13 protein-coding genes are annotated in these 14,036 nt (G+C 65.6%); 8 read left to right on the top strand and 5 right to left on the bottom strand.

Annotation, left to right across the window (positions count from 1 at the left end; translation table 11 throughout):
* Positions 1-197 precede the first annotated feature (197 nt).
* The 3 genes from dxs to ACSQ22_RS13255 all read right to left on the bottom strand — a co-directional run bounded on the left by dxs (position 198) and on the right by ACSQ22_RS13255 (position 3,422).
* The gene (gene dxs, locus ACSQ22_RS13265; RefSeq protein ID WP_121419320.1) at positions 198-2,102 is read right to left on the bottom strand and encodes a 1-deoxy-D-xylulose-5-phosphate synthase; all 1,905 of its coding nucleotides are present in this window, start codon (positions 2,100-2,102) and stop codon (positions 198-200) included.
* 115 nt (positions 2,103-2,217) lie between these two features.
* Complete coding sequence (locus ACSQ22_RS13260; RefSeq protein ID WP_431152282.1) at positions 2,218-3,183, bottom strand: polyprenyl synthetase family protein; 966 nt, start codon at positions 3,181-3,183, stop codon at positions 2,218-2,220.
* Entirely contained in the window at positions 3,180-3,422 is a 243-nt protein-coding gene (locus ACSQ22_RS13255) for an exodeoxyribonuclease VII small subunit (protein WP_055400508.1), read from the bottom strand. Before ACSQ22_RS13255 ends, ACSQ22_RS13260 begins: the two co-directional genes overlap by 4 nt.
* Positions 3,423-3,699: 277 nt before the next feature.
* Between ACSQ22_RS13255 and ACSQ22_RS13250 the strand changes: the two genes are divergently transcribed.
* The 5 genes from ACSQ22_RS13250 (at position 3,700) to flhC (ending at position 8,316) form a co-directional block, all read left to right on the top strand.
* The gene (locus tag ACSQ22_RS13250) at positions 3,700-4,830 is read left to right on the top strand and encodes an aromatic ring-hydroxylating oxygenase subunit alpha (protein WP_121419318.1); all 1,131 of its coding nucleotides are present in this window, start codon (positions 3,700-3,702) and stop codon (positions 4,828-4,830) included.
* A gap of 316 nt (positions 4,831-5,146) precedes the next feature.
* Entirely contained in the window at positions 5,147-6,058 is a 912-nt protein-coding gene (locus ACSQ22_RS13245) for a DMT family transporter (RefSeq protein ID WP_121507188.1), read from the top strand.
* Between the two features lie 102 nt (positions 6,059-6,160).
* Positions 6,161-7,063, top strand: a complete 903-nt coding sequence (locus tag ACSQ22_RS13240) for a sulfurtransferase (protein WP_436130577.1) — start codon at positions 6,161-6,163, stop codon at positions 7,061-7,063.
* A gap of 317 nt (positions 7,064-7,380) precedes the next feature.
* On the top strand, positions 7,381-7,707 hold the full coding sequence (flhD, locus tag ACSQ22_RS13235; RefSeq protein ID WP_055400499.1) for a flagellar transcriptional regulator FlhD: 327 nt from the start codon (positions 7,381-7,383) through the stop codon (positions 7,705-7,707).
* Between the two features lie 48 nt (positions 7,708-7,755).
* Positions 7,756-8,316 carry a flagellar transcriptional regulator FlhC gene (flhC, locus tag ACSQ22_RS13230; protein WP_010459839.1) on the top strand — a complete coding sequence of 187 codons (561 nt, stop codon included), beginning with the start codon at positions 7,756-7,758 and terminating at the stop codon, positions 8,314-8,316.
* A 199-nt stretch (positions 8,317-8,515) separates the two neighbouring features.
* Here flhC and ACSQ22_RS13225 read toward each other — a convergent pair whose 3' ends face one another.
* Positions 8,516-9,112 carry a FlgO family outer membrane protein gene (locus ACSQ22_RS13225; RefSeq protein WP_426306879.1) on the bottom strand — a complete coding sequence of 199 codons (597 nt, stop codon included), beginning with the start codon at positions 9,110-9,112 and terminating at the stop codon, positions 8,516-8,518.
* A complete protein-coding gene (locus tag ACSQ22_RS13220) occupies positions 9,109-9,846 on the bottom strand; it encodes a hypothetical protein (RefSeq protein WP_436130576.1) in 738 nt (245 codons plus the stop codon). The genes ACSQ22_RS13225 and ACSQ22_RS13220 overlap by 4 nt, the downstream gene beginning before the upstream one ends.
* Positions 9,847-9,988: 142 nt before the next feature.
* Here ACSQ22_RS13220 and ACSQ22_RS13215 point away from each other — a divergent pair, with 142 nt between their 5' ends.
* The 3 genes from ACSQ22_RS13215 to ACSQ22_RS13205 all read left to right on the top strand — a co-directional run bounded on the left by ACSQ22_RS13215 (position 9,989) and on the right by ACSQ22_RS13205 (position 13,382).
* Positions 9,989-11,224: a spherulation-specific family 4 protein gene (locus tag ACSQ22_RS13215; RefSeq protein ID WP_436130575.1), complete on the top strand. Its 1,236-nt coding sequence runs from the start codon at positions 9,989-9,991 to the stop codon at positions 11,222-11,224.
* A 162-nt stretch (positions 11,225-11,386) separates the two neighbouring features.
* Positions 11,387-12,754, top strand: coding sequence for an AI-2E family transporter (locus ACSQ22_RS13210; RefSeq protein ID WP_436130574.1), 1,368 nt, complete (start codon positions 11,387-11,389; stop codon positions 12,752-12,754).
* A 334-nt stretch (positions 12,755-13,088) separates the two neighbouring features.
* The gene (locus ACSQ22_RS13205; RefSeq protein ID WP_055397528.1) at positions 13,089-13,382 is read left to right on the top strand and encodes a hypothetical protein; all 294 of its coding nucleotides are present in this window, start codon (positions 13,089-13,091) and stop codon (positions 13,380-13,382) included.
* Positions 13,383-14,036 lie beyond the last annotated feature (654 nt).

Raw genomic sequence — 14,036 nt, 5'->3', positions numbered from 1 at the left:
GCGCACGCGTTGTGCACGGCGCCGTCAAGGACTTGTTTGAGCCGGGTTCATTGTAGAAACATGCCCCCTCAGACTTTTGCGGGTTTTCCCGCGAAAATCCCTGCCCTTGCACATGGCTTCAGGCTTCTGCAAGCATCTTGGGGACAGCCGCACACGCCCCGCTGCAAAACGGGACTGCGGCAGACCACCCTGCCAGATCAGGCCGCCCGCACAGACTGCAGCGCGGGCAAAAACCGCCGCTCGATCGCAAGGCGGATTCCCTCGGCATCGAGCCCTTGCAACGCAAGCAGCTTGGCCGGGTCGCCATGTTCGATGAACACGTCCGGCAGGCCCAGCTGCAGCACGGGCCGCACGATGCCCATGCTGTGGAGCGCCTCGGTCACGGCGCTGCCCGCACCGCCCATGATCGCACCCTCTTCCAGCGTGACCAGCGCATCGTGGCGCTCGGCCACCTCGCGCAACAAGGCCTCGTCGATGGGTTTGGCCCAGCGCATGTTGACCACCGTGGCGTCCAGAGCCTCGGCCGCTTCCAGCGCGGGGTACAGCAACGTGCCAAACGACAGGATCGCGATGCGCGGCGCCTTGGCATCGGTGCCCTGGCGCTCGCGACGGATCTCGCCTTTGCCAAAAGGCAGGCCATCCAACGCCGCCAGTGGTGCCACACCGGCGCCGCTGCCACGCGGGTAACGCACGGCCACGGGGTGGTCCTGCTCGAAGGCGCTGCTGAGCAGTTGGCGGCATTCGCGCTCGTCAGCAGGGCAGGCCATGCTCATGTTGGGAATACAGCGCACAAACGGAATGTCGTACGCGCCTGCATGCGTGGCACCGTCGGCGCCTACCAGACCCGCGCGGTCCAGCGCAAACACCACGGGCAGGTTTTGCAGGGCCACGTCGTGGATCAGCTGGTCATAGCCGCGCTGCAAGAAGGTGGAGTAAATCGCCACCACCGGCTTGACGCCTTCGCAGGCCATGCCGGCGGCAAAGGTTACGGCATGCTGCTCGGCAATGCCCACGTCGTAGTAGCGGTCCGGAAAACGTTTTTCAAACTCCACCATACCCGAGCCCTCGCGCATGGCGGGCGTGATGCCCACCAGGCGAGAGTCGTGTGCGGCCATGTCGCACAGCCACTGACCAAACACCTGCGTGAACGTCTGCTTGGGCGGCGTGGCGGGCTTGGTGAGGCCCACGGAGGGGTCGAACTTGCCGGGGCCATGGTAGGCCACGGGGTCGGCTTCGGCCAGCTTGTAGCCCTGGCCTTTTTTGGTGACCACGTGCAGGAACTGCGGGCCTTTGAGGCCCTTGATGTTCTCCAGCGTGGGGATCAGCGAATCGAGGTCATGCCCATCAATGGGGCCGATGTAGTTGAAGCCGAACTTCTCGAACAACGTGGCAGGCACCACCATGCCCTTGGCCTGCTGCTCAAAGCGCTTGGCCAGCTCCAGCAGGGGCGGCACGGGGCGCAGCACGGTCTTGCCCACGTTCTTGGCAGCCGCGTAGAACTGCCCGCTCATGAGCTGAGCGAGGTAGCGATTGAGCGCGCCCACGGGCGGGCTGATGCTCATGTCGTTGTCGTTCAGCACCACGAGCAGGTTGGCATCGGCCACCCCCCCGTTGTTCAGTGCCTCAAACGCCATGCCCGCACTCATGGCGCCATCGCCGATGATCGCCACGGCGTGGCGGTTTTCGCCCTTGCGCTTGGCGGCCAGCGCCATGCCCAGCGCGGCCGAGATGCTGGTGCTCGAATGCGCGGTGCCAAAGGTGTCGTAAATGCTCTCGGCCCGCTGCGGAAAGCCCGAGATACCGCCCAACTGGCGCAGCGTGTGCATGCGGTCGCGGCGGCCGGTCAGGATCTTGTGCGGATAGGTCTGGTGGCCCACGTCCCACACCAGGCGGTCTTCAGGGGTGTTGAAGACATGGTGCAGCGCGATCGTCAGTTCCACCGTGCCCAGGTTGGAGCTGAGGTGTCCGCCCGTGCGCGCAACACTTTCGATCACGAACCCGCGCAACTCGGTCGCCAGGGCCTTGAGATCTGCGCGCGATAGCTGGCGCAGGTCGGCCGGGTCATTGATGGTCTGCAGCAGGGGAAAGGACATCGTGGACATTTACTATTCTTTTCATAGCTGCCAGCGCTTTACAGGAAAGCGCTGGAGGCCAATTTGGCATTGATTTCACTGCAACGGGCATGAACAGGGTGCAGCACGGATCATCGGGCCAGGCTCAGTGCGAGCGGCGCACCACCATGTCCGCCAGGGCCGCCAGCGCGCGGCTATCGGGCAGGCCACTGCGGGCCAGGGCCGCATAGGCCTCGGCCAGCAGCTCCTGGGCATAGGCCTGCGCCCGCGCTAGCCCCAGCAAAGACACATAGGTGGGCTTGTCGGCCGCAGCATCCTTGCCGGCCGTCTTGCCCAGCGTGGCCGAATCGGCCACCACGTCCAGGATGTCATCCACCACCTGGAACGCAAGACCCATGGCGGCGCCATAGTCGGACAGCGCCTGGTAGGCCGCGCCCACGGCGTGGCCGCACGCCGCCCCCATGAGCACACTGCCCTGCAGCAGCGCGCCGGTCTTGAGCCGGTGCATCTGGCGCAACTGGTCTTCGGTCAGCGCCACACCCACGCTGGCCAGGTCGATGGCCTGCCCGCCCGCCATGCCGGCCGATCCGGCGGCCCGCGCCAGCAGCCTGCACAGCGTGGCCTGCGTGGCGGCGGGGATGAGGGTGTTGTCGGGCGTGAGCAACTCAAATGCAAAGGCCTGCAAGGCATCGCCCGCCAGCAGCGCCTGGGCCTCGCCAAACTGCACATGCACGGTGGGCTTGCCACGGCGCAGCACGTCGTTGTCCATGCAGGGCATGTCGTCGTGCACCAGCGAGTAGGCATGAATGAGTTCCACCGCGCACGCGGCCCGCAGGGCCGCCTCGTCCAGGCCAGCGCGCAGCGCGGCATCGTCAACCACCGCAGAGGCCGGTGCGCCACTGCAGACCGCCTCATAGGCCGCCAGCACCAGCAGGGGCCGCAGCCGCTTGCCGCCATCGAGCACGGCATAGCGCATGGCGTCGCCCAGCCCGGCGGGTGCGCCATCGCCCACCCATTGCGACAGGGCCTGCTCCACCCGGGCCAGGTGGTTCTGGCTCCAGAGGTTCATGTCCAGCGGCTGGCTCTCGAAATTCGTTGGCACCGCGCTCATTCCTGGTTCCATGGTTGCAGTTGCCCTTCATCCAGCACCTTGATCTGGTCCTGCACGGCTTCGAGCCGCTGGCGGCAAAACGCCAGCAACGTGGCGCCGCGCTGGTAGCCGGCCAGCATCTGGTCCAGCGGCAACTGGCCCGACTCGATGCGGGCCACGAGTTGCTCCAGCTCTTCCAGGGCCGCCTCATAGCTGGCGGGTTCGGCGGGTGGAGCGGGGGTTGCGGGGGCCTTGGGCATGGAGGGGGCGGCAGAGCGCGGGTGAAAAACCGATGATTTTAGGCGCACCGGTACGCCCTTCGTGTCAGACGCGGTCCGATGCGTGACGCCGCTCTATTTTCAGAAAGCGATGTTTTCTATTCACGTAGCGGGGGTGCGGGAATAACCCCACCGCCTATAATCCCATTCCAGTCGAGCCGGCTAGCCACCCTAGCCGGTTTCCTTTTTTCCAGATGCGCATTCCCCGGCGCACCTCCCGCACTTTCTCCCTGTGGGGAGTCTTTAGGTCAGGTCACCCATGTCTGATTTAAGTCTTCAACTGCAGCAGGCCGCAAGCCAACTACCAGTTTCAAGCTACTTTGACGATGCGCTGTTCCAGCGCGAGCTGGACACCATCTTCCAGCGCGGGCCCCGCTATGTGGGGCACCAATTGGCGGTGCCCAACACGGGCGACTACTACGCACTGCCCCAGGAGGGCGAGGGCCGCGCCTTGGTGCGCAACGCCCAAGGCGGCATTGAGCTGGTGTCCAACGTGTGCCGCCACCGCCAGGCCGTCATGCTCAAGGGCAAAGGCTCGCTGAACACCCAGCAAAAGGGCAGCGCGGGCGGCAACATCGTGTGCCCATTGCACCGCTGGACGTACAACCCCCAGGGCGAACTGCTGGGCGCACCCCACTTTGCGCATGACCCGTGCCTGAACCTGAACAACTACAAGCTGCGCGAGTGGAACGGCCTGCTGTTTGAAGACAACGGCTACGACGTGGCCGCCGACCTGGCCCAGATGGGCCCGCGTGCCGACCTGGACTTTGACGGCTACGTGCTCGACCATGTGGAGCTGCACGAGTGCAACTACAACTGGAAGACCTTCATCGAGGTCTATCTGGAGGACTACCACGTTGGCCCCTTCCACCCAGGCCTGGGCAGCTTTGTGACGTGTGACGACCTGCGCTGGGAGTTCGGCAAGAACTACTCGGTACAAACCGTGGGTGTGGCCAACCGCCTGGGCAAGGCCGGCAGCCCGGTGTACGAGCGCTGGCACAAGGCGCTGCTGGACTACCGCGAAGGCAAGCCGCCGAAGTACGGCGCCATCTGGCTCACGCTGTACCCGCACATCATGATCGAGTGGTACCCGCATGTGCTCACCGTGTCCACGCTGCACCCCATCAGCCCCACCAAGACACTGAACATGGTGGAGTTCTACTACCCCGAGGAGATCGCCGCCTTCGAGCGCGAATTCGTCGAGGCGCAGAAGGCCGCCTACATGGAGACCTGCATCGAGGACGACGAAATCGGCGAGCGCATGGACGCAGGCCGCAAGGCCCTGCTGGCGCGCGGCGACAACGAAGTCGGCCCCTACCAGAGCCCCATGGAAGATGGCATGCAGCACTTCCACGAGTGGTACCGCCAGGTCATGGGAAGCCCCCCCTGAGCCGCTTCGCGTCTTCCCCCCCCACGGGGCGGCGCACGCAAGCGAAGCGCCGCATCCGCGGCTTGGCGGCCCTCGCGCGGGGGCACTGGCCTGAGCACCGCCAATTTTGAGAGGCCCCAACCTGAGTCTGTGCCGTCGATCCGTGAAGTCTCGAACAGCGAGGTAAACGCTATCCATTCGCGACGACTACCCTGACCGCTCTCATTACAATAGCTGCCACCGCTTGATCCGCAAGCGCTGGCAGCTATTTTTATTTCAAGCCGTGCAATCCCATGCCCCACGTGCGGCGCGCGGCCTTTCACAGGATCACGTCACGATGCAAGCCCTCTGGATGGTGTTGGCCGCGTTCTTGTTTGCCAGCATGGGGGTGTGCGTCAAGATCGCATCGGACTTCTTCAACTCGGCCGAACTGGTGTGTTACCGGGGCCTGATCGGCATGGCCATCCTGTGGCTGCTGGCACGCTCTCAAAAAGTGACGCTGGCCACGCAATACCCCGGCATGCACGCCTGGCGCAGCCTGGTGGGGGTGGCGTCGCTGGGCGCCTGGTTCTACGCCATTGCCCACCTGCCGCTGGCCACGGCCATGACGCTCAACTACATGAGCAGCGTGTGGATCGCCGCCTTCCTGGTCGGCGGCACGCTGCTGGCCTGGCGCCCTTCTGCGGCATCGCCACGGCCCGCCCTGCAAGGGCCGCTGATTCTCACCGTACTCACCGGATTCGTGGGCGTGGTGCTGATGCTGCGCCCCAGCCTGGACCAGAACCAGGCCTTTGCCGGGATGATCGGCCTGATGTCGGGCCTGACCGCCGCATTTGCCTACATGCAGGTGGTGGCGCTGTCGCGCCTGGGCGAGCCCGAATCGCGCACCGTTTTCTACTTTGCCGTGGGCTCTGCGGTGGCGGGGGGCGGGGCCATGCTGTTTACCGGCATGTCGGACTGGCCGGGCTGGCAGGCGCTGTGGCTGCTGCCCATCGGTGTGCTGGCTGCGGGCGGCCAGCTGTGCATGACCAAGGCTTACGCCAGCGCCAAGACCCAGCGCGGCACGCTGGTGGTGGCCAACCTGCAGTATTCGGGCATCGTGTTTGCCGCCGTCTACAGCGTGCTGCTGTTTGGCGACAAGATCCCGCCCATCGGCTGGTTCGGCATGGCCCTCATCGTGGGCAGCGGCATTGTGGCCACCATCCTGCGCGCGCGGGCTGCGCCCGGGGCACCTGCCGAGGAACACTGACGGATACAAAAACAGATACGGCCACACGAGGACACGCCCTACCGGGATGGCCACAATGGAGCCCCTTTCGACGCACTCCGTCACTTTGCCCATTTTCTGCCGATGACCACCTACACCACGCTCATCTCTGCCCCCGACCTGCAATCCCTGATCGCCAGCGGTGCGCCGCTGATGGTGTTTGACTGCAGCTTCGAACTGATGCAACCCACGGCCGGTGCCCAGCAGTACGCACAGGCGCACATCCCCGGCGCGGTGTACGCCAACCTTGACAACGACCTCAGCGCCAAACACGGTGCCCCCGGCGCTCACGGCACGCTGACCGCCCAGGAAGCCGACCAGCCGGCATCCGGTGGACGCCACCCCCTGCCCAGCCGCGAGCGTTTTGCCATGTGGCTGTCCAGCGTGGGTTTTGCCAACGGCATGCAGGCCGTGGTGTACGACCGCCAGGGCGCCAACTACTGTGGCCGCCTGTGGTGGATGCTCAAGTGGGCGGGGCACGATGCCGTGGCCGTGCTCGACGGTGGGCTGCAAGCCTGGCAGGCCGCCGGTGGGGCGGTGAACAGCGGCGAAGAGCCCGCGCACTTCCAGACCAATTTCCAGCTGGGCGCCCCCTTGCGCCAGCTGGCCACGGCCAGCGAGGTGCTTGCGCGCCTGCAGCAGCCCGGCCAGACCGTGATCGACGCCCGTGCAGGTGCCCGCTACCGGGGCGAGGTGGAGCCGCTGGACCCCGTGGCGGGCCACATTCCGGGCGCGCTGAACCGCCCCTTTGCCGAAAACATCGGCGCGGATGGCCGCTTCAAGCCTGCTGACGTGCTGCGCGCTGAATTTGTAGCGCTGCTGGGCGGCCGTGACCCCGCCACCGTGGTGCACCAGTGCGGCAGCGGCGTGAGCGCCGTGCCCAATCTGCTGGGCATGGAGATAGCCGGCCTCGGCCCGACGGCACTGTTTGCCGGCAGCTGGAGCGAGTGGTGTTCAGACCCCACGCGCCCGGTCGAAAAAGGCTGATCCAGCGTCCAGCACGGCAGCGCAGGTTGTAAAAGTGCAAAAAAGATGGTTTTGAGGGTGCTATCAAAACCATGAACAGAAGTGGGCAGCCTGGGCCCACTGCCACAGCAGCGGCCATCGCCTGAAATGCCAGCCTGCACCTGATGTGCGTGTAGGGCAAATTCCTACACAGCCCACCGCAGAACCAGACACGCGGCACAGCCAAACCCCGACTTAATTTCTGATTGGGGCGGTTTCACAATCCATTTCAACGGATCACGCAAAACCTGCAATCAGCAGGCAACGCAAGACCCGGTACTGGAAAAAAGGAAGCTGCCATGACCAACGAACAAATCCTCGCTGAAATCCGCGAAGCCAACCTCACCTACCTGATGTTGGCCCAAACCCTGATCCGTCAGGACAAGGCCGAAGCCGTGTTCCGCTTGGGAATGAACGAAGAGTCTGCCGACATTCTGGCATCGCTGTCGCCAGCGCAAGTGATGAAACTGGCCTCCCGCAACACGCTTCTTTGCAGCTTCCGCGTGGACGACAACCTGGTGTGGAGCTTGCTCACCAACCACTCGGCCAAGAAGGTGGGCAACGAAGCCACCAACACGCTGCACGCCAACATCCTGATGGCCAGCCGCGTGTCGGAAGTGCTCTGAAGCACTTGCCCGCAGCCCTCTTCCCCCAGTCTCCACCGAAAGCCCGCCATGTCCACCAACGCACCCGCTGCCAAAGCCCCCGCCAAGAGCGTGCTGAACGAATCCAAGCAGATCGAACGCGCGGCCATGCTGATCCAGATGGGCGCCCGCATGCAGGTGCTTGAATCGGAAACCACACTGTCGTATGAACGCCTGATCCGGCTGTACAAAGAGATCGCGGGCAAGTCACCCTCGAAAGGCCAGCTGCCCTTCTCCACCGACTGGTTCCTGACCTGGCAAGAGAACATCCACAGCTCGCTGTTCCTGAACATCTACGAATACCTGTCCAAGGGCGTGGACCTGGATTCGGTGGAGCTGCTGACCAAAGCCTACCGCCTGTACAACGAACAGGTCGCCACGGCCGAGATCGAACCCCTGCTCTCCTTCACGCGCGCCTGGCGCCTGGTGAAATTTGTGGACGCTGGCATGCTGACGCGCACCAAGTGCAGCCAGTGCAGCGGCCAGTTCGTGACCGAGCTGTATGAGAACCGCCACTTCACCTGCGGCCTGTGCAACCCACCCGCCCGCGCCGGCAAGAGCAAGACGGCTGGCGCACTCATGTTGCACTGAGATGGATATCAAAGCATTAGCTTTTTGCACCTACCAAACGGGCGCTCTAGCCTGATTCCCACCCCGACCGAAAAAATGGGCGCTGCACCCGCCAGGGCCGCCGCGCAAGGGCCGCCCCGCCGCGCTGGCGGCGTCCCCCTTCCCGCGCGTAGCGCGCGAGAGAAGGGGGAAGCGGCGAAGCCGCTCAGGGGGATGTCATCTATCTCCCAGCCAGCAGCGCGCGCACGTTTTCATCCATTGGCACGGCATAGTTGTGCGCCGCCACCACGGTGTTGCCTACCGGGTTCACCAGCTTGAGGCTGATGTACACCACCGACGTGGAAACCGCATACGTGCCCACCACCACGGCCTGCGCGTTCTGCGACTGGCTCACCTCGCGCACTTCGCGCGACAGCAGCAGCTCACCCTGGTCGCGCTGCAGCAGCAGGTTCTCGCGCAGTTTCACCTCGGTCACCTTCAGACCCCGGTGCACCATGCGGCCCGCGATCTGCTCCGAGAAGATGCGGCCCAGCCGCGACGATTCAGTGAGCCGGTCCACATTGACCAGCGTGGCCACCAGCACGGGCTGGTTGGCATCCAGCGGTGCGGTCTGCAGCAGCGCATCGGTGGCGCGTTCATTCAGCTCGATGAGGTTGGAGCGCGATATTCCGCCCGCCCGGTCACCGTAGTAGTAGCTGTGCATAGGGTTGGTGGTCTCGCAGCCCTGCAACGCCCCCAGCGCAAGGGCGGCAGCCGCCCACCAGCTGGCGGCGCGTGCGCCCCGGGGAGCTTGTTGCGACGTCCACAGCCCCTTCATGGCGCCACCACCCGCCAGGTCTTGACGGGCGTCATCGGTGCAGGCGCGGGCGGCCGCTCGGGCTGATACAGCACTGCGTCGGCCCCCTCGATGTAATACAGATCGGCCGTGCCGGCCAGGTACCGGTCGCGCGACTTGAGCGTGGACGTGATCAGCACCTCGGTGCGCGTGGGCCCGCCTGCGGCGGCGCCCTGGGTGTAGAGCTGGGCCATGTCCAGCGCCACCCCTGCCCCCACGCCCAGGGCCGTGGCCACACCCGGCAACAGGGTGCGGTCGGAATAGTGCACCGCCCAGTCGCGCCACACGCCCACGCCAGTGCCGATGATGGTGCCGGCCATGGGCACGGGCAGGCCGCGCGGTGAGCCAGACCCGTGCTGCACCAGTTGCGTCTGCACCTCCAGCTCCACCGCCGTGGGCACCGTGGACACCGCCACGCCCCGGTTCAGCAGGTGCACCTTGAGCAACTTGAGAAAGCTCTGGTTGAAACTGGAGTTGTCCGCCACCGTGACGTACAGCGGGTATTCGCCCTCGGGCCAGGATGCGATTTTTTCGGCCACGCGCCCGGCCACATCGCCCGCCAGCACATCCCAGTGGTGCACGGCGCGGGCTTTCTTCTGGCCGGTGGCGGGGTAGTTGTCGGCACGCGGCACGTCCAGCGTGCCGCAGCCGAGCAGCAGCGCTGCGCACAGCAAGGCTGCTGCGGCGGCCGGAATGCGGTGAAGGAAGGATGGCATGTGGGCCATGGTACTGGCGCCTGCCTGCGGCAATCGGCGCAACAAGGCCGTTTTTCCCGGTCAAAGCGGCCGTTTCAGCCCTTGGAGCCGCACGCACGAACCTTCACAATCAACCCATTCATACCAACCCTCCGTGAAGACCATGCTCACCACAACCCGCACCCACCGCCTCGCGTCCTTGATGGCCCTCACTGCGGCACTGGCGGGCTGCGGCGGCGCCACGGACAAGGACAACAACACGACAGCCCCACCGCCACCCGCGAGCGCGCCCGTCACGCTGCATTTCGTGCAGCCCACCGAGAACGTGCTCGAACCCGGCGCATCCGAGCCGCTGGCGGCCGACGTTACCGTCAACGGCGGCGCAGCCCCCAACGGCACGGTGGTCACCTTTACCGTCAACCCCTCCGCAGCCGCCACCTTCTCTCCCGTGGCGCCCACCACCGTGGCCAGCGTGGCCAGCACCACGCTCACCGTGAGCAGCCTGCCGCCCAGCGCCACCTTCCAGGTCAGCGCCACGGCCACCAGCAGCGCCAACACGGCGGGCGACAGCCTCACGTACTACGTGCGCCCCACCCACAAAAACCTGCAGGTGCTGGTGCCCGCGTATTTCAGCGCCAGCGGCACCTCATCGCCCTGGGCCACCCTCACCAGCGGCGCAGCCAGCTACCCGGACGTGCAGATCACCGCCGTGGCCAGCGCCAGCGACGGCGTGCTGACGGCGGACTCCGAGGTTGACGACGACCTGCTCACGGCCATCAAAGACTTCAAGGCCGTGGCGGGAACCGCCAACAAAGTCGTCGCCTACGTGGCCACCTCGGGCAGCGGCGGGTCGCGCTCGGTGGCCGACGTGAAGGCCACCATCGACAACTACATCCGCCTCTACCCCGACCAGCTCGACGGCTTCTTCCTGGACGGCATGGCCACCGACAGCGCACGGCTGGCGTACTTTCAGGACGTCTACAACTACGCCAAGGCCCGGGCCTCGGGCATGAGCAAAGGCGCCACGCCGCCCAACGCGCCCACCGTGATCGGCAACCCAGGCACCTACCCCGTAGCGGCCTATGCGGGTGTGGCCGACACGCTGGTCACCTACGCTGGCAATGCCGCCGCCTACCAGGCCACAGACCCCCAGCCCGCCAGCACCTGGGTCTACGCCAAGGACAACACCGCCCAGGCCATGCTGGTCCACACCGCCAGCACCTGCACCGACATGCAGGCTGCCGTGAAGCACGCCCACCGGCCCCGCCTGAACACCGGCATGGTCTATGCCACCAACCTGGCCATCGGCGCCTCGTGGTCATCACTGCCCACCTACTGGCAGCAGCTGCTGGGCACGGTGGATGCACTCAACAAGAAGCGCCCGCTGCCGCTGTGCTGATGCCAACGGGCAGGGCGCCGAACCCTGCCACACAGGCACCGCTGGCGGGGTGCCGGGCAAACCACCGGCCAGAGCTTCCGAACCGCCACATCCCCCCGCCGACACGCTGCATGTCAGCCCGACCTACAACCCAGCAGGCCCGAGTCCCATCACAATCCGCGCATGATGACCGAGCCCACCCCTGCATCCCCGCCCGCCTCCGCTGCCGAGCCCCCACAGCCAGACAGCCCCGCCGCTGACGCAGCCCCGACCTTGCCCCCCCGCGCGCCTGCGGCGGACGGCCCCGCACCAGTGGCCCAAATGGCCCAAGCGGACGAAGCGGACGAAGCGGCCCCACCCGCCAAAGCCCGGTCAACCCCCGACAGCCCCCCACCGCCTGCGCAACCACCAAGCGGCGCGCCCGCAGCCACCGCATCCCTCCCCGGCCCGCTCATGCTCCACATGCCCGTGGACGTGCGCAACCTCTCGCTCGCGCTGCTGGCGCTGTTTGCCAGCGTGGCCCTGCTGCACTGGGCCAGCGCCGTGTTCATCCCCATCATGCTCAGCCTGCTGCTCACCACGGCACTGCGGCCCGTGGTGGAGGTCTTGCGGCGCTGCTACGTGCCCCGCTGGCTGGGGGCGGGTGTGCTGCTGATCGCCATCGTGGTGGGCCTGGCCAGCGCAGCCTGGTCGCTGAGCGACGGCGCCGCGCAACTGGTGGACTCGCTGCCCGTGGCCGCCAAGAAGGTGCGCGACAGCCTCAAGGCGCGCACCGGCGCCAGCAGCCCGCTCGACACCATGCAAAAGGCCGCCACGCAGATCGAACAGGCCGCCAACGAAAACAGCGCCACCGCCAGCCCGCCCCGGCGCGGCGTGCAGCGCGTGGTGGTGGAGCGCCCGCCCTTCAACATCCGCGACTACCTGTGGAGCGGCACCATGGGGCTCATGTCCGCGCTGGGGCAGCTCACGGTGGTGGTGTTCCTTACCTACTTTGCACTGGCATCGGGCAACCTGTTTCGCAACAAGCTGCTGCGCATCGCGGGCACCAGCCTGGAGCGGCGCAAGGTCACCATCCACGTGCTGGAAGACATCACCAACCAGATCCAGCGCTACCTGATGGTGCAGGTGTTCACCAGCGTGCTGGTGGGCGTGGCCACCGGCCTTGCCTACTGGGCCCTGGGCCTGGAGAACGCCGCCGTGTGGGGTGTGGCGGCCGGAGTTCTCAACCTCGCGCCCTACATCGGCTCCGCCCTGGTCACCGGCGCATCGGCCCTGGTGGCCTTCCTGCAGTTCGGCACCCTGGACATGGCCCTGGCCATCGGCGGTGCATCGCTGGTCATCCACACCCTGGTGGGCAACCTGCTCACCCCCTGGCTCACCAGCCGCACCAGCAGCATGAGCCCCGTGGCCGTGTTCGTCAGCGTGCTCGCCTGGGGCTGGCTGTGGGGCCTGTGGGGCCTGCTGCTGGGCATCCCGGTGATGATGGCCGTGAAGGCCGTGTGCGACCGGGTCGAAGACCTGAAGGCCGTGGGCGAATTGCTGGGGGATTGACACACGGCATCTGCCGCAAACCGGCAGATGCCCCCTCGCCACGCTGCGGGGCGATGGGCATCTCAGCCCCACCTCACCCACCTCTCCCACCCCACCCACATTACTCGCCATCACGGCGCACCTGCGTGGCCCAGGAGGTCAAGGCGGCCTCAAAGATTGTTTCCAATACTGGAACAGTTAGTTCGCGACCAGGTAGTTTTTCCGTGAACACCATCGGCGTACAGTTCATCCCATCGATGAGCCGAACCCGCAAGGCGACTCACCGAACCCGCTTCAGGAATGGTTCTTGACCCGGCTTTTTTGAGACGCTTTTTAACCTTCAAGGATTTTCATCATGAACAAGACCGCCCGTTTCCTCTCCGTCGCTGCTGTTGCCGCTTTCGCTTCTTTTGGCGCCCAGGCTGACGAAGCCGACAGCTCGCAATTTGCCCTGAAGTTCGAAACGAACCGCACCCGCGCTGAAGTGGCCGCTGAAGCCGCCACCGTGGCCCAGACCCGCAGCCAAGAACCTGCTGGTTCGCGTGTGGTGACCTACACCTCCACCGCTGACCGCGCTGCCGTGCGTGCCCAGGCTGCGGAAGCCCTGCGCACCGGCCAGATCCCCCACGGCGAATTCAGCGCCATGTAATTGGCAGACCAACTGCTTGAGATTGGTTGAAGCAGTTGCGGGACTTCCCATGGTGGTGGCACTTCGCGCAGTGCGGGTGCTGCTGCCATGGGAGGTGTTTTAGACAAACACTCCTGCGCTGGCCAAGCAAACTGGGCTCCCCTTGGGAGCCCTTTTTGTTGGTGTTGGAATGCCTCGGAAACTCTTCAACCTGACCCGTCGGTTGCTGGCGCTTTCCAGGCGGCCTTCGCTGTCGTAGTGGTAGGTGGTCAGGCCGTCGCCCAGCAGATGCGGGTCGTTGTGGATGGCCGGGGAAATGTGGGGAAAGCTGATGGCGTGGCACGTGGCCCCGGCAAAGACGAGGGCCAAGGCCAGCAGGGTGTGGAGCCTGCTGGCCTTTGCGGTTTTGGAGCCAAATTGGCCGCTAGCGCTTGATAGAAAGGCGCTAGCAGCTATCAATTTAGGAGTTTTCAACAGCTGAGAGCCAGCACGAGTGCTGCGGTTGCACCATCTAGGCAAAAGGCAAGACCTGACCCCGTTGCTGCGTTCTTGCCGCTGGAGCACGACAAGCCCAAGGGGAGCGCCAAGGCGGTGAAGGCGAGCAAGTCAGGGCCGCGCAAAAAGACGTAGCGCGCAACCCATCAACCCAGCGGCTAAAAGAGAAAGCCACCCGCA

Source organism: Acidovorax sp. LjRoot38, from assembly GCF_964252975.1.
GTDB lineage: Bacteria > Pseudomonadota > Gammaproteobacteria > Burkholderiales > Burkholderiaceae_C > Acidovorax > Acidovorax facilis.
The sequence above is the reverse complement of the archived record's forward strand: the minus strand, read 5'-3'. Positions and strand labels throughout refer to the sequence as shown.

What these genes read in the sequence shown, in the direction of transcription:
- dxs (WP_121419320.1), bottom strand. Translation starts at nt 2,102, where the DNA reads ATGTCCACGATGTCCTTTCCCCTGCTGCAGACCATCAATGACCCGGCC.
- ACSQ22_RS13260 (WP_431152282.1), bottom strand. Translation starts at nt 3,183, where the DNA reads ATGAGCGCGGTGCCAACGAATTTCGAGAGCCAGCCGCTGGACATGAAC.
- ACSQ22_RS13255 (WP_055400508.1), bottom strand. Translation starts at nt 3,422, where the DNA reads ATGCCCAAGGCCCCCGCAACCCCCGCTCCACCCGCCGAACCCGCCAGC.
- ACSQ22_RS13250 (WP_121419318.1), top strand. Translation starts at nt 3,700, where the DNA reads ATGTCTGATTTAAGTCTTCAACTGCAGCAGGCCGCAAGCCAACTACCA.
- ACSQ22_RS13245 (WP_121507188.1), top strand. Translation starts at nt 5,147, where the DNA reads ATGCAAGCCCTCTGGATGGTGTTGGCCGCGTTCTTGTTTGCCAGCATG.
- ACSQ22_RS13240 (WP_436130577.1), top strand. Translation starts at nt 6,161, where the DNA reads ATGACCACCTACACCACGCTCATCTCTGCCCCCGACCTGCAATCCCTG.
- flhD (WP_055400499.1), top strand. Translation starts at nt 7,381, where the DNA reads ATGACCAACGAACAAATCCTCGCTGAAATCCGCGAAGCCAACCTCACC.
- flhC (WP_010459839.1), top strand. Translation starts at nt 7,756, where the DNA reads ATGTCCACCAACGCACCCGCTGCCAAAGCCCCCGCCAAGAGCGTGCTG.
- ACSQ22_RS13225 (WP_426306879.1), bottom strand. Translation starts at nt 9,112, where the DNA reads ATGAAGGGGCTGTGGACGTCGCAACAAGCTCCCCGGGGCGCACGCGCC.
- ACSQ22_RS13220 (WP_436130576.1), bottom strand. Translation starts at nt 9,846, where the DNA reads ATGCCATCCTTCCTTCACCGCATTCCGGCCGCCGCAGCAGCCTTGCTG.
- ACSQ22_RS13215 (WP_436130575.1), top strand. Translation starts at nt 9,989, where the DNA reads ATGCTCACCACAACCCGCACCCACCGCCTCGCGTCCTTGATGGCCCTC.
- ACSQ22_RS13210 (WP_436130574.1), top strand. Translation starts at nt 11,387, where the DNA reads ATGATGACCGAGCCCACCCCTGCATCCCCGCCCGCCTCCGCTGCCGAG.
- ACSQ22_RS13205 (WP_055397528.1), top strand. Translation starts at nt 13,089, where the DNA reads ATGAACAAGACCGCCCGTTTCCTCTCCGTCGCTGCTGTTGCCGCTTTC.